The organism is Gemmiger formicilis (assembly GCF_016900095.1).
GTDB lineage: Bacteria > Bacillota > Clostridia > Oscillospirales > Ruminococcaceae > Gemmiger > Gemmiger formicilis_A.
Window position 1 is genome coordinate 61,845 of sequence record NZ_JACJJP010000001.1, and the last position, 14,505, is coordinate 76,349.

15 protein-coding genes and 1 tRNA gene are annotated in these 14,505 nt (G+C 58.0%); 8 read left to right on the top strand and 8 right to left on the bottom strand.

Annotation, left to right across the window (positions count from 1 at the left end):
* Positions 1 to 12: 12 nt before the first annotated feature.
* From H6B15_RS00275 to H6B15_RS00285, 3 genes are read right to left on the bottom strand one after another with little or no spacing between them, the layout of a single operon-like run.
* Positions 13 to 837: an ATP-binding protein gene (locus H6B15_RS00275; RefSeq protein ID WP_204644900.1), complete on the bottom strand. Its 825-nt coding sequence runs from the start codon at positions 835 to 837 to the stop codon at positions 13 to 15.
* 41 nt (positions 838 to 878) lie between these two features.
* Entirely contained in the window at positions 879 to 1,643 is a 765-nt protein-coding gene (locus H6B15_RS00280; RefSeq protein WP_204644901.1) for a response regulator, read from the bottom strand.
* Positions 1,644 to 1,690: 47 nt separating this feature from the next.
* Positions 1,691 to 1,969, bottom strand: a complete 279-nt coding sequence (locus H6B15_RS00285) for a hypothetical protein (protein ID WP_204644902.1) — start codon at positions 1,967 to 1,969, stop codon at positions 1,691 to 1,693.
* 470 nt (positions 1,970 to 2,439) lie between these two features.
* Here H6B15_RS00285 and H6B15_RS00290 point away from each other — a divergent pair.
* Positions 2,440 to 2,515, top strand: a tRNA-Ala gene (locus H6B15_RS00290).
* Between the two features lie 62 nt (positions 2,516 to 2,577).
* Positions 2,578 to 3,171 (top strand): sugar O-acetyltransferase, encoded by a 594-nt coding sequence (locus H6B15_RS00295; RefSeq protein ID WP_204644903.1) that lies wholly within the window; start codon positions 2,578 to 2,580, stop codon positions 3,169 to 3,171.
* Between the two features lie 104 nt (positions 3,172 to 3,275).
* On the opposite strand, the gene H6B15_RS00300 is transcribed toward H6B15_RS00295, so the two are convergent.
* Positions 3,276 to 4,583, bottom strand: a complete 1,308-nt coding sequence (locus H6B15_RS00300) for a galactokinase (RefSeq protein WP_204644911.1) — start codon at positions 4,581 to 4,583, stop codon at positions 3,276 to 3,278.
* Positions 4,584 to 4,809: 226 nt separating this feature from the next.
* On the opposite strand from H6B15_RS00300, the gene H6B15_RS00305 reads away from it, so the two are divergent.
* The 5 genes from H6B15_RS00305 to H6B15_RS00325 all read left to right on the top strand — a co-directional run bounded on the left by H6B15_RS00305 (position 4,810) and on the right by H6B15_RS00325 (position 9,298).
* A complete protein-coding gene (locus H6B15_RS00305) occupies positions 4,810 to 5,655 on the top strand; it encodes an AraC family transcriptional regulator (RefSeq protein ID WP_204644913.1) in 846 nt (281 codons plus the stop codon).
* An 84-nt stretch (positions 5,656 to 5,739) separates the two neighbouring features.
* Positions 5,740 to 7,125, top strand: a complete 1,386-nt coding sequence (gene rlmD, locus H6B15_RS00310; protein ID WP_207751450.1) for a 23S rRNA (uracil(1939)-C(5))-methyltransferase RlmD — start codon at positions 5,740 to 5,742, stop codon at positions 7,123 to 7,125.
* 136 nt (positions 7,126 to 7,261) lie between these two features.
* A complete protein-coding gene (locus H6B15_RS00315) occupies positions 7,262 to 7,666 on the top strand; it encodes a hypothetical protein (RefSeq protein WP_204644915.1) in 405 nt (134 codons plus the stop codon).
* Positions 7,667 to 7,697: 31 nt separating this feature from the next.
* The gene (locus tag H6B15_RS00320; RefSeq protein ID WP_204644917.1) at positions 7,698 to 8,576 is read left to right on the top strand and encodes a DUF5685 family protein; all 879 of its coding nucleotides are present in this window, start codon (positions 7,698 to 7,700) and stop codon (positions 8,574 to 8,576) included.
* A complete protein-coding gene (locus tag H6B15_RS00325; protein ID WP_204644925.1) occupies positions 8,573 to 9,298 on the top strand; it encodes a J domain-containing protein in 726 nt (241 codons plus the stop codon). The genes H6B15_RS00320 and H6B15_RS00325 overlap by 4 nt, the downstream gene beginning before the upstream one ends.
* A gap of 66 nt (positions 9,299 to 9,364) precedes the next feature.
* On the opposite strand, the gene H6B15_RS00330 is transcribed toward H6B15_RS00325, so the two are convergent.
* Genes H6B15_RS00330 through H6B15_RS00345 form a run of 4 tightly spaced genes read right to left on the bottom strand, consistent with a single transcriptional unit; the run spans position 9,365 to position 12,350 of the window.
* Positions 9,365 to 10,060 (bottom strand): YkgJ family cysteine cluster protein, encoded by a 696-nt coding sequence (locus H6B15_RS00330; RefSeq protein WP_204644926.1) that lies wholly within the window; start codon positions 10,058 to 10,060, stop codon positions 9,365 to 9,367.
* Entirely contained in the window at positions 10,057 to 11,043 is a 987-nt protein-coding gene (locus H6B15_RS00335) for a D-isomer specific 2-hydroxyacid dehydrogenase family protein (protein WP_204644928.1), read from the bottom strand. Before H6B15_RS00335 ends, H6B15_RS00330 begins: the two co-directional genes overlap by 4 nt.
* Positions 11,044 to 11,061: 18 nt before the next feature.
* Positions 11,062 to 11,868: an alpha/beta hydrolase gene (locus H6B15_RS00340; protein WP_204644930.1), complete on the bottom strand. Its 807-nt coding sequence runs from the start codon at positions 11,866 to 11,868 to the stop codon at positions 11,062 to 11,064.
* A gap of 17 nt (positions 11,869 to 11,885) precedes the next feature.
* Positions 11,886 to 12,350 carry a C-GCAxxG-C-C family protein gene (locus H6B15_RS00345; RefSeq protein ID WP_204644932.1) on the bottom strand — a complete coding sequence of 155 codons (465 nt, stop codon included), beginning with the start codon at positions 12,348 to 12,350 and terminating at the stop codon, positions 11,886 to 11,888.
* A gap of 243 nt (positions 12,351 to 12,593) precedes the next feature.
* On the opposite strand from H6B15_RS00345, the gene htpG reads away from it, so the two are divergent.
* Positions 12,594 to 14,498: a molecular chaperone HtpG gene (gene htpG, locus H6B15_RS00350; RefSeq protein ID WP_204644934.1), complete on the top strand. Its 1,905-nt coding sequence runs from the start codon at positions 12,594 to 12,596 to the stop codon at positions 14,496 to 14,498.
* Positions 14,499 to 14,505: the final 7 nt, after the last annotated feature.

Consider the following 14,505-nt stretch of genomic DNA (forward strand, 5'->3'; position numbering starts at 1 on the left):
AGCGTTGTTCTGTTATTCCCGCCACAGGGTAGCCGCAAATTCCTGCTGCATACACCGGCGGCACGCGGCATGACGGCACTCCATCTGTTTGGCGCCATCCGCCAGCACCAGCTGGGAGGGATCCGGGCAATGAGCGGGCAGCACAAAGTCCACCGCAAACCCTTTTTCCGGCTGCTGTGCCGGGCAGCACTTCCATTCCAGCGCCGCTGCATATTCCCGCACCAGCAAAAGCCCGGTGCCGCCCCGGGCCAAAAAGGGTTCTTCCGCTTTGCCCTGGGTCAGCAGCGCAAGGGCGGCCGCATCGGCGCCGGAACCGTTGTCCCGGTACAACAGCCGACGGTCCGCCGTGCAGGTCAGCTCCACCCTGTCTGCTCCCGCCCGTGCCGAATTGGAAAGCAGGTTGGCCAGAAGGCTGTTGATCAGATTGTCATCCGCTTCCAGCCACAATCCGCCCTGGGTCCTGTCGCGAAAGATTACCTGCAGCGGATGGTCGCAGGCTGCCAGTTCCTCCGACGCGCAGGCGCACAGAGCGCGCAAATGCCCGGTCAGTTCCATGGGCAGCGGCGCGCGCAGTCTGCGCAGCTGGGCGCCCAATGCCAGATCCGCCGCGTTATCCGCCAGGCGTTCCAGACGCCGGATCCGGCGATTCATCTCCCGCAAAGAATCCAGCCCCGTACTGCGCACCGGTTCCGGCGCCTGCTGGTCCAGATACCGTGTCAGGGCGTCCACTGCCCCCTGCAAAACACAAAAATCCTCCGCCAGCCGGCCTTTCAGACCGCCGCGAAGGGAATCCATTTTTTCCGGCCAGACCCGGTCGGTCAGATTGTCTGTGTTCATCGCAAGAGTCTCCTCTTTATCCGGACGGGCAGGCAGTTGGCTCAGCGCCCCATGGCACGACGAATCAATTCGGTCAGGCTGCGGATCAGTTCCAGATTGCTCAACCGGCTCCCCGCGGGCTTGTTCACCGCCCGGCACAGGCGGTCATAGCCTTCCGGTCCGGTACGGCGCAGGGATTCATTGATGCGCTGCAATGCAGAACAGACGGTTCCCGGCTGAATGTGCTGGCCATCCGCCGCATACTGGTACAACTCTTTGGCAATATAATCGTCCGATTCCAGAACGGTGCGAAGCAGGATCCGTTCCAGATAGTTCCAGCCGCCCAGCCGCCGGTTATAATGCATCTCACAAAGCATATCGTGCAGATATTCCCGCACACGGTACGAATTCCAGGCGCTGTCGCTGCCGCCGCAGCGATATACCGCCGCAAACAGCTCCGCCATTGTATATGGCTTAAAGATAATACAATCGGCCCCCATTGTCAAGAAACGGGATGCCGTTTTCTGGGTACAGGGCATAGCGGTGACCAGAATGCATGGGCGGGATGCAAGATCCAGCCGACCGATCTGCCAAAGCAGCTCTCCCAGGCCGGGACCTTGCAGCAGTGTATCCAGCACCAGGACCTGCGGACTGAGCCCCTTTTCCAGTATTTCCAATACCTGCAGTCCCGATGTGACGGCCGCACACACTTCCACCGATTGCTGCGCAGCGCCGTACAGTTTGATCGCACTGCACTGCCCACGGTCACTGTCCGCAAACAGCGCGCTGACCCATTCCTGCTTGTCCCCATTGCGCATCTTCTTCATCCCTTTGCTTTCGGCCTTTTCCGGTGCACATCCTTACGCCCGACCGTTCATCCGGCACATTCTTCCGCCACGGTACAGATATCGCGGATCACATCGCAGGCGTTTTCCGGCGGAATTGCATTTTCATACAGAAACCGCAGCAGTCCCCGTCCGAATTCCAGATCCGCCTCGGCCAAAGTACAGTGCACAGCCCGCGTACAGCTCTGTCCGGCTTCCCGACAGACAACCACCCCCAGCTGCCCTGCCTTGTCATACAGCGCATACCCAATACGGTGAGCCGCCTGCAAGCCTTTGATTTCCGAAAAGTCCCGCGCATACGATTCCAACAATTCTGTCTGTGCCGGATTCATCTTCCTCTTGTCTCCCCCACATTAAGATATTCGTCCGGGTGGGTAACGCCTTTTGTTCCGGGTCCGCAAACGGCGAACACACTCTGCAAAAGATCCTTGCCGTATACCGCAACCGGTTTGGATCTTCTTGATAAATAATCATACCGATTTATCCAAACAAAATCAATGGTCATGGGCAAAAACACAATTTACGATTTTATACGTCCTGCGCAAAAATTGCACGACATCTTTCTTTATGACGTTTTATAGACTCTTTTTTGAACAATATCGTTTCCATGTTTTCACAGTGCAAAAACGAGGTCATAAGGCAATCTGCTATTAATGATATGCATTATTGTTTTGTGGCATTCCCCTATATCCTGTTCCTGCACACGCTCCATATTTTTCCCGCACAGCCCTTGACATTTTATGACGGATACGGTATAGTAATTTGGTCAGGTAAATTTGGGCCTGTAGCTCAGTTGGGAGAGCGTTCGGTTCGCATCCGAGAGGTCAAGGGTTCGAATCCCTCCAGGTCCACCAGGAAACCGGCTTGCTTCAGCAAGCCGGTTTTGTTTTTGTTATTTTCCGGAAAGGAGCTTCCCATGGATATACTGGACATGCTCAAATCCCCCGCCGGATACGCTGCGCAGAATCGCAACATTCCTTCCGCGCTGAAAGCCACGGCGCAGAAACTGTGCTGGGAGTACAACCGTTCCGCTCCCGACGAGCCGGACGTGCGGCGGAGCATTCTCACCCAACTTCTGGGCACCTGCCATCCGCTGACCTTCATCGAGCCGGATTTTCACTGCGATTACGGGTTCAACATTCACACCTACGGACTTACCGTCATCAACTATAATTGTGTGATTCTGGATACTTCCCCTGTGCACATCGGTGCCGGGGCCTTCATTGCCCCCGGCGTCTGTCTGAGCTGTGCGGGGCATTCCATCGATGCCGGACAGCGCTCCGAGGGCATTGGCACCTCCAGGCCCATCACCCTGGAAGAGAACGTATGGATCGGTGCCAACGCGGTGATTTGCGGGGGCGTGACCATCGGCAAAGGGGCGGTCATCGGGGCCGGCAGCGTGGTCACCCACGACATCCCCGCCGGGATGGTGGCGGCCGGTGTCCCCTGCCGGCCGATCCGTCCTGTGACCGAGGCGGACAAAATCGCCCCCGATCAGCTGGCATTTTGATGCAGTCCACCTTCATGCCGGATATCGCAAAAGGGCGGACTTCCCCGCTCCGCGCCTGCACGGCGCGGGAGGAAGTCCGCCCTCTTTTTTGCCTTATGTAAGGGTTACATATTTTCTTCCACCGGCACAGCGCCGTAGTTACGCACGCTGAGCACATGGCAGCTGCCCTTGCCGAACACGGCGTCGATGGCTGCACGGTACTGGTCCAGCAGATCCAGCGGCACAAACGCCTGAATGGTACCGGCAAAACCGCCGCCCTGCAGACGCCATGCACCGCGGCCCTGCAGCACACGCTGGCTGATGGCCAGAGCCAGAGGCACACCCTGTTCCTTCACATTCTTGATGCTGTAGGCATTCTGGTTGTATTCAAAGCTGGAATGCCCGCCTTCCAGAATCAGTTCCAGGAAACGGTCAAAATCATCGGCTTTGACCGCCTCGCACAGCTGGGTGGCGCGGCGGCAATCGTTATAGAAATGGATGGCACGCACCACGGCGCGGTCTCCCACCTTCTTGCGCACGTCGGGGATGGCGGCGATGAAGGTATCTTCATCCACGTCGCGCAGAACCTTCTTGCCGAAGCAGGCCGCCACCGATTCCATCTCACGGCGGATGGCTGCATAGTCATCGGTCAGGTCCGCATGGCTGCCCTTGGTGTCGCTGATGCACAGCGCAAAGCCCTTGCCGGCCAGGTCAAAGTCCACCTTGTTGACGATGGGCGCGGTGGGGTCCTTGAAGTCGATGGTGATGGCACTGCCCACGGCGCAGGCGGTCTGGTCCATCAGTCCGGAGGGCTTGCCGAAGAAAACGTTTTCGGCATACTGGCCAATCTTGGCGATCTCCACCTGGTTCAGGCGCTCCATGTCGTTGTCGTTATACTCGCCGCGGAAGATGGCGCCCACGCACACCTCAAAGGCAGCCGAGCTGGACAGACCGGAACCGCGGAGCACATCGCTGGTGGAGAAGGCATCAAAGCCGCCCACCTTGCCGCCTTCTTTCACAATACCGGCTGCCACACCGCGAATCAGGGAGGCGCTGTGTTCCGCCTCGGGCTTCTGCGGGGTCAGAACAGACAAATCAATATCGTCGATCTTGCCGAAACCTTCAGAGATGAAGCGCACGGTGTTGTCATTGTTCTTGGCCACAGCCGCAATGATGTCCAGATTTACGGCGGCCGCCATCACAATACCATTGTTATGGTCGGTGTGGTTGCCGCCGATTTCGGTACGGCCGGGGGCAGAGTACAGCCGCACATCACGATCGGCGCCAAATTCCTTTTCGAAGCTTTCAATGGTTTTGATGTAACGCGCACGCTGTGCGGCAATGACCGCCGGGTCGGACGCATACAGCTTGGCGAAAGCGGCATCATAGGCGCCGTCTTGAATCTGCTTTTTCAGTACGCTGGAAATAGCCATGATCGTAACACCTTTCCGTTCCTGTGGGGCTTTGGCAACATGCACAAAAAGCCGCGTGTGATTTTGGCAGTCTCTTCTCAAAGAGGCTGTATCTATACTCAGTATAACAAATTTTACCGTTAAGTAAACAGTTTTTTTCTACGAGATTATGGACTTTTGATGAATAGCTTGCTATAATAAAAGAAATCCCGCGGCGCGTGCCGCAACATCCTTTTGGGGGCAAAACATGGCAAATCTGCTCAAACAATCCTATAAGCAAAGCTATACCGACAACGTGGAGCTTTCCATCTTCAACTGCGGTCACGAATGCTGCCAGCCGGGCCACACCTGGGGCCCCGGTGTCCGGGATCATTACCTGATTCATCTGGTGGTGGCCGGCAAGGGTGTGTACCAGGTGGGCGGTGCCGCCTTTAATCTGCAGGAAGGCGATCTGTTTCTGGCAAAACCCAATCAGCTGATCACCTACGCCGCGGACGAAGCCGAGCCCTGGGAATACTATTGGGTGGGCTTCAACGGTGCCTGTGCCAACAAGCTGGTACAGCAGACCCCGTTTACCGACCAGCATCCCCTGCATCACTGCAAGGATCCCCAGAGCGTGCGGGAAGCCCTGTACAACATTTACCTGTCCCGCGGGCCGGAACCTCAGTGCGAAGCGCTGATGACCGGATATCTGTACCTGTTCATGGCGCAGCTGATGAAGGAAGCCCGGGACACCATGCCCAACCCCGGCAGTTCCAGCAGCCAGTATGTGCTGGCGGCCATCAAGTATATCCAGTTCAATTATTCCCACGACATTTCGGTGGACGACATTGCCAAAGCTGTGGGGGTGAGCCGCAGCCATCTGTACCGTGTGTTTATGGCCAATGTGGGACAAAGTCCCATCGACTACCTCACCGGTTACCGGATCAGTGAGGCCTGTTCCCTGCTGAAAAACAGCCACCTTTCCATTGCAGAGATTGCCGTTTCGGTGGGGTTCTTTGACCAGTTCTATTTTTCCCGCGTTTTCAAAAAGGTCAAGGGTGTGCCCCCCAGCAAATATCTGGCCGCGCTGGAAAAGGACCCGCAGCTGTAAGTTCCGACCCAAAGCGCCGCAAAGGGCAGCGTTTTGGGCCTATTTTGTGTGTATCATCCTCAATTGAAGCCAAGAAGGAGTATTATGCCGAACCTGACCTCCATTCCATTGAAGAAAAACCAGACCATTGAGCTGGACATCCATTCCCTCTCCAACGACGGCAGCGGTGTGGGCCGCTGGCAGGGGCTGGCCATTTTTGTGCCTGGCACCGCCCCGGGCGATCGCATTCTGGCACGGGTGACCAAGGTGCTGAAAACCTATGCGTTTGCCCGCATGGAACAGCTGCTGGCCCCCGGCCCGGGGCGCTGCGAGCCGGATTGTCCGGTGTGCGGCCCCTGCGGCGGATGCAGCCTGCGGCACATCACTTATGAAGCCGAGTGCAAAGCCAAAACCGGGTTTGTGCGCGACGCTTTCGCCCGGCTGGGCGGCCTGGACACCCCCGTGGAAGAGGTACTGCCCTCTCCTCTGGAAGAGCGCTACCGCAACAAGGTCCAGCTGCCGGTGGGGCGTGACAGCGACGGACACATCGTGACCGGATTCTACGCCGGGCGCAGCCACCGGATCATCCGCACCCCCGACTGCCGCCTGCAGCCTGTCTGGATGAATGAGCTGGCCGCCCGTGCCTGTGCACTGTTTGAGCAGTACGGCGTGGAGCCCTATGACGAAGAAACCGGAAAGGGGCGCATCCGTCATCTGTACATGCGCCAGGGCTGGCACAGCGGGCAGCGGCTGCTCTGTTTTGTGGTCAACGGAAACGGTCTGCCCCACGAACCGGAAATCTGCAACGCCTTGCAGCAGGAGTTCGGGCTGACCACCGTGCTGGTCAACCGCAACACCGCCCGCACCAATGTGATTTTGGGGCAAAACACCCGGACCGTACTGGGCCCCGGCGTGATTGAGGACACCCTGGCCGGGGTTCCGCTGCGTATGGGCGTTCACGAGTTTTACCAGGTGAATACCCCGGCCGCCGAGCTGCTGTATGCCACGGCACGGCGGTATGCGGCCCTGCGCCCGGAAGATTTTTTGCTGGACCTGTACTGCGGTATGGGCACCATCGGCCTTTCCATGCTGCCCGACTGCCGTCGGCTGGTGGGGGTGGAGGTAGTGCCCCAGGCGGTGGATGCCGCCAAGGAGACCGCTGCACGGCTGGGCCTGGATGAGAAGCGGGCGGACTTTTTCTGCATGGATGCCGGCACCGCCGCCGCCCGCTTTGCCGCAGAGGGCGCCCGACCTGATGTGATTGTGGTGGACCCACCCCGCAAGGGCTGCGATGAAGCCACCTTGAATGCGCTGGTGGACATGGCCCCCCGGACCATCGTCATGGTCAGCTGTAACCCTGCCACCGCCGCCCGGGATACCCGGGCACTGACGGATGCGGGATATTGCCCCGAAACCATCCAACCGGTGGACCTGTTTCCCCGCACAAAGCACTGCGAGACCATCGTTCTGCTCCGGCGTTCCGGCAGCTGATTGCCTTCTGTACGGTCTTTTGGGGGCGGTTGTTTATATTCTGTTTCCTTCCTGTTCACGATTTGACCACAAATTCATGGCATAATAATGCCCGAACCTGATTTTACAATGTTTACAAGAAGGATGCGTGTTCAAAATGAAAGCATGGTTTCAGCGTTTTATGTCGGGACGGTACGGCGGCGACCAGTTCAACCGGTTTCTGGCAATTGCCTCTCTGGTCTTTCTGGTGTTGGGGCTGTTTTTGCCCGGGTTGTTCGGCGTACTGTTCTACACCATCGGTTTTGCCATGCTGATTTATTCGTACATCCGCATGTTCAGCCGCAACCATGCCCAGCGCATTGCCGAAAACCGCTGGTATTGGGAAAAGCGCAACGCCGTGATGAGCTGGTTCGGCGGCGTCAAAACCCGCTTTTCGCTGCGCAAGACTTACCATTACTATCGTTGCCCGCGCTGCCACCAGCAGCTGCGGGTGCCGCGGGGCCGGGGCCGCATCTCCATCACCTGCCCCAAGTGCGGCACCAGCTTTATCAAAAAGAGCTGATCCACTCTACAGCCGGAAAGGTTGACGCTGCGTGTTCGGATATGTTACGATCTATCGAAAAGGACTGGACAAAGCTGCCATGGACTGCTATCAGGCCTATTACTGCGGCCTGTGTCAGTCCCTGGCCCGCCACGGCACTGCGGCGCGGATGGCTCTTTCCTATGATATGACCTTTGCGGCTTTGCTGCTCAGCGCTTTGTATGAACCGAACACGGTGTTTTCCTCCGGGCGTTGTGTACCACATCCGCTGAAAGCACGGCCCCGGGCGGCAAATCCATATCTGGAATATGCCGCCGACATGACGGTGGCGCTGGCCTACTACAACTACCTGGACAACTGGCGGGATGACCACAGCCGTGCCGGTCTGCTGGCCGCCCGCCGTCTGGAAGCGCCTCTGGCACAGATTCGTCGCCGGTGGCCCCGGCAGTGCGGCGCCATAGAGAAGCGTCTGGCCGAGCTGAACCAACTGGAAGGGGTCGGCAGTACCGATCTGGATGCCCTGTGCAACTGTTTCGGAGCACTGCTGGGTGCCGTCTTCTGTTATCAGGAAGACATGTGGTCTCCCGTTCTGGACGGACTGGGGCGCGGGCTGGGCGGCTTTATCTACCTGATGGACGCTTACGACGACCTGAAGAAAGACAAGCGTCACGGCAGTTTCAACGCTCTGGCCGCTACGGCCGACGAGTACGGCAGCAACAAGGATGGCTTTGAGCAGCGCTGCCATGAACTTTTGACACAGCAGATGGGCCTGTGTGCCCAGAATTTTCAGCTGCTGCCTATCCTGAAAGACACACCGGAAGGACAGCTGCTGCACAACACGATTTACGCCGGGGTCTGGAGCAAATATGCTCTGGTGAAAGCCATGCGCACCAAATCCGGCAAACCAAGGAAGGGGACGCAAGACGAATGACCGATCCGTACAGCGTATTGGGCATCCAGCCGGGGGCAGACGAGGAAACCATCAAGAAGGCATACCGCCAGAAGTGCAAGCAATACCATCCCGACCTGCACCCGGACGACCCCACCTGTGAGGACAAATTCAAGGAAGTGCAGGCCGCATACAGCGAAATCATGCGCCTGCGCTCGGGCGGCGGGCGTCAGCAATCTCAGAGCAGCTACAACCAAAGCGGCGGATACAGCGGGTACGGCCGCCAGAACACCGGATACCAGGATCCCTTCGGATTCGGGTTTGATCCTTTTGGGTTCGGCGGATACGAAACCCGAAGCAACACCGGGCGGGAATCCCCCGAAATGCAGGCCGCCAACAACTACATCCGCAACGGCTACTACACCGAAGCACTGCATGTGCTGAACAGCGTGCCTGTGTCCGAGCGGACCGCCCGCTGGCACTACTATGCGGCGCTGGCCAATTCCGGCCTGGGCAACAACATCAACGCTCAGAACGAGGCCCGCACCGCCGTGAACCTGGAACCCAACAATTTTGAGTACCAGCGTCTACTGGACCGGCTGCAGAATCCCGGCCGCACCTACACATCCTATCAGCAGGCGTATACCCAGCCCGGTTCCCGCATGCAGCAGGGCAACTTCTGCCTGCAGGCCTGGCTGTATCTGATGATGTGCAATCTGTGCAGCCTGTGCTGCTGCGGCCGCGGCGGATTCTTCTGCTGCTGACCTGCCCATACGAAAACACCCCTGTCCCCGTGGCTTGATGCACATGGGACAGGGGTTCTTTTTGTATCAGGTTTTCAGCAAGGTTTGCAGCACGTGATACAGCGTTTCCAGGTTTTCCCGGAACTGAGGATAGAACTCATCCTGGGTGGAGTAATCGTAATACAGCGCCCGCTCCACACGGCGAACCGCCGGCAGGAACCGGGGGTGTTCCCTGCCCCCTGCCTGCCGCAGCAAGTCCGAAAGGCGGGTGCATTCCACCGCCCAGGACGCATCCGTACCCGCCCGCTCGGTCACACCGGCCCCCTGCAGATAGTCTGTCAGGGTCCGACCGGGGGCTTCGGTTCCGCACAAGGGCAGCTGTGCGTAGTATTCCATCCGGGCTGTGTCCGGGTCAATGGACTGCCCCAGGGGGTACAGGGCACAGGCCAACGGCCGGGCCGGATGCACGGCACAGCCGTCTCCTTCCAGGAAGGGACAATCCCCCGTGCGGGCCGAAGGACGAAGCACCAGCACCGGAAGGCAGGTGGACTGCCCGATCTCCCGGCGGCAAAAGGCATCTGCCACCACCCGGGGAGGCAGATGCATCCAGCGGGCCAGGCGGTACAAATCCAACCCCGACAGCACCAGATCACGACGGTTGCGGCAGCAATCTCCGCAGCCCGCACAGGCAAACTCAAACAAATCCGCATTTTCCAAACGCGGGCAATCCGCCAGTGACGTGGTCAGCTCCGGTTCCCCGGCACGGCCGGGTTCCAGGCTCACAGATGCACCTCGTTGGGTTCGGGACGGCCGGCGGCAAAGTTGCTGACCGCCTCAAAGGCGCTCTGGACCATGCTGGCTACATTCACATCGGTATAAAAAGCGGTGTGCGGGCTGACCACCACGTTGGGGAAGCTGCGCAGCAGAGCCAGTTCCCGGTTGGCCAGGGCTTCGCCGGTGCGGTTGTAGTAGCAGATGCCGTTTTCATCCTCCACCACATCCAGGCCGGCGCCACCGATCTTGCCGCTTTCCAGCCCTTCCACCAGGGCTTTCGGCTCAATCAGGGTGCCGCGGGCGGTGTTGATGAGGATGACGCCCGGATTCATTTTTTCGATGGCTGCCCGGTTGATCAGATAATGATTTTCCGGCGTGGCATTCAGATGCAGGGTGATGACATCACTCTCGGCATACAGAGTATCCAGGTCCACATACTCGGCCACATTGCAGACCTCGTCGTTGGGGTACAGGTCATAAGCCAGAATCCGGCAGCCGAATCCGGACAGATGCCGGATGACCGTGCGGCCGATCTTGCCGGTGCCGATCACACCGATGGTGCAGCTGGACAGATCCTTGCCCATCTTGCCGGGCAGGGAGTAATCCTGGGCAGCGGCGCGCAGCATGATCTGGTTCATCTTGCGGGTGGCCATCAGCATGAGCATGATGGTGTAGTTGGCCACACCCTCGGGCGGATAATGACTGTGGGAAACCCGCAGCCCCAATTCCTTGGCCGTGTCCAAAGGGATATGATCATATCCTATACTGCGGCACGGCAGGTAACGGATTCCCATTTCAGCAAAAGTACGCAGATATTCCGGGCGGATTTCACAAGGGTTGGTGCTGACCGCATCGCAGCCTTCCGCCAGATGCAGATTGCCAGGGTTCGGTGCTTCGGAAGTCCAGGCATAATCGATACCGTACTTTTCTTTGAAGGTTTCGCAATACGGCAGCTCATCAAACTCCCGCAGGGTGTAGAAAAAGATCTTCATGGCAAAAGCGCCTCCCTTTTACAGGCGAAAATCAAACACATCAGCCAGCCAGTCGATGCACAGCGGCAGCCAGGCCGCATTATGGGTGCTGGGAGAGCCCACTTCCCGGCTGCAGGTGCTGCTGCCGTGGGCGCCGTGGGTGAACAGGTGCAGCTCATAGTCCACATCACATTTTTCCAGGGCCTGGGCCAGCAGCATGGAATTCTGCACGGGCACCGACTGGTCCGCCACGGTGTGCCACACAAAGAACGGCGGCAGACCGGGCTTGACCTGATTTTCCAGGCCGAAATACTCTTTCAGCTCCTGATCCGTGCCTGCAAGGTTTTCGATGGAACCCTCGTGAGCGAATTCACCGGACGTGATCACGGGATATCCCAAAATCACTGCGTTGGGCATCAGCTGGGCGGGCTCGGCCTGCAGGGCCTTGCACACCGGCTCGCAGTCTGTCAGCAGCGCAGCGGAGGCTGCCAGATGGCCGCCGGCGGAAAAGCCGCAGATGGCCAGCCTGTCAGGGTCCAGGAACAGGGTTTCGGCGTTACGGCGCAGGTGCAGGATGGCGCCCGACGCATCGGTCAGCGGTGCGTACCGCAGCGGCGCCGCCTGACGGGATGTGGTGGTGTATTCCAGGATGAACACCTGGTATCCGGCCTGCAAAAACTGCATGGCCACCGGATCGGCTTCCCGGGGGCTGCAGTAGGCGTAACCGCCGCCAGGCAGGATCAGGATGCCCGGACGCACCTCATATCCGGGCATGGTTTCGGACGGCTGGCGCAGGTATCCGGTCAGCTGCGCCCCACTGGGCAGGGTATATTCGTACACGCGCATAAGATAAGCCTCCTGTTTTATTTCTTTTCCGGCAGCGGGTGGGCTGCGATATATTCGTCCAAGATGTTGGCCGCCAAACGGACCAGCTCCGGGCAAGGACGTTTTTTGTAGTATTCGGGCGTGCGGGGGCTGGCCACCGGGCTGCCTTCCGCTTTGGCCAGGCCCAGCAGTTCCCGGCAGACGATGCTGCCGCGGCCGTTTTCCTCGCCGTACCGTGCGGCAAGAGCCTGCACCTCGGTATACAGAGCGGTTTTCTGGGATGGATCGGGGCTGCCGTACAGTGCCCCCAGAACCAGCACAATGCCGGAAAACGCACCGCAGACTTCCCGCAGACGGCCCACCCCACCGCCGAATCCGGCGGACATGGTCAGGGCCTGCTCCGGGGTAAGGTTCATCTCGTCTGCAAAGGCCAGCGCCACCGACTGTGCGCAGTTATAGCCTTTCATAAAGTTGTTGTATGCCTTGTCGCCATGAATGGACATTGGTACACTTCCTTTATTTATTGGTAAAATTCCTGTTTTGGTTCAACCATTCATCCAATAGAATAGCGCAAACTTTTCTTTTTGAAAAGAGGAATTCACACGTTTTTGAATTTTTTGTAAAAAGGCCGCCAGCCCCTTGCACTTTGTGTGTCAGAGTGCTACACTATCATTAGCACTTGATTGTCAAGAGTGCTAAATTTGTACTGAATGAAAATTTACGATAAAGAAGAGGTCGATTGCAGTATGGCTATGCGTCAGTTCAAGGCCGAGAGCAAAAAGCTTTTGGACCTGATGATCAATTCCATTTACACCAACAAGGAAATTTTTCTGCGTGAGCTGATTTCCAACGCTTCGGATGCGTGCGACAAGCTGTATTTCAAATCCCTGACCGATACCAGCATCGGCGTGAACAAAGCGGACCTGAAGATTCACATTGCCGCCGACAAGGATACCCGTACCCTGACCGTGAGCGATAACGGCATCGGCATGACCAAGGACGAGCTGGAAAAGAACCTGGGCACCATCGCCAAGTCCGGCAGCCTGGATTTCAAGCAGGAAAACCAGAACGAGAACATCGATATCATCGGTCAGTTCGGTGTCGGTTTCTACTCCGCCTTCATGGTGGCCTCCAAGGTGACGGTCATCTCCCGTGCCCTGGGTTCCGACGAGGCCTGGAAGTGGGAGTCCAAGGGTGTGGAAGGATACACCCTCTCCCCCGCCGAGAAGGACGAAGTGGGCACCGATGTGATCATGGTGCTGAAAGAGGACGCCGACAACGAGGATTACAGCCAATTCCTGGAAGAGTACACCCTGGCTGATCTGGTCAAGAAGTACAGCGACTATGTGCACTATCCCATCACCATGTACCGGGAAAAGAGCCGCCAGAAGCCGAAACCGGAAGATGCCGGCGACGACTACAAGCCGGAATGGGAAACCTACACCGAGCTGGAAACCCTGAACAGCATGGTGCCTATCTGGAAGCGGGACAAGAAGGACCTGAAGGACGAGGATTACAACGAGTTCTACAAGAACCGTTTCAACGATTACACCGACCCTCTGCGCGTGATTACCTCCCGCACCGAAGGCACTGCCACCTACACCGCTTTGCTGTTTGTGCCCGGCCGCACGCCGTATGACTACTACACCAAAGAATACGAGAAGGGCCTGGCCCTGTATGCGTCCGGCGTGCTGATCATGGAAAAGTGCGCCGACCTGCTGCCCGATTATTTCAGCTTCGTCAAGGGCGTTGTGGACAGTGAGGACCTGAGCCTGAACATCAGCCGTGAAACCCTGCAGAAGGACAGCCAGCTGCGTCTGATGCGCAACAGCCTGGAAAAGAAGATCAAGAACGAGCTGCATGCCATGCTGGTCAACGACCGTGAAAAGTACGAGACCTTCTGGAAGTCCTTCGGCCGTCAGATCAAATTCGGCATCTACGGCGACTACGGCATGCACAAGGATCTGCTGGCCGACCTGCTGATGTTCTTCTCCGCCAAGGAGCAGAAGTTCGTCACCCTGGACGAGTACATCGAAAAGATGCCGGAAGACCAGAAGTGCATCTACTACGCTGCCGGTGACGATGCTTCCCGCCTGAGCAAGCTGCCCAACGCCCAGCTGGTGCTGAGCAAGGGCTACGACCTGCTGCTGTGCACCGAGGATGTGGATGAATTCTGCCTGCAGATCATGCACAACTACAAGGAAAAGGAGTTCAAGAACATCAACTCCGGCGATCTGGGCCTGGCCACTGACGAGGAGAAGAAGGCCGCCGAGGAGGCCGCCAATGAGAACAAGGATCTGTTCGAAGCCATCAAGACCGCGCTGAACGGCAAGATCAAGGAAGTAAAGGCCAACCCGACCTTGAAGGATCACCCGGTGAGCCTGTCCAGCGAAGGCGGACTTTCCATGGAGATGGAGAAGGTCCTGCGCAAGATGCCCGGCAACGGTGAAGGCATGGAAAGCACCAAGGTGCTGGAGCTGAACACCACCCATCCCGTTTTTGCGGCGCTGCAGGCTGCCCAGGCTGCCGGCGACACCGACAAGATCAACAAGTACAGCGAGCTGCTGTATGACCAGGCACTGCTCATCGAGGGTCTGCCCATTGAAGACCCCGTGGCGTATGCCCAGCTGGTCTGCGAACTGATGAAGTAATTTCTCC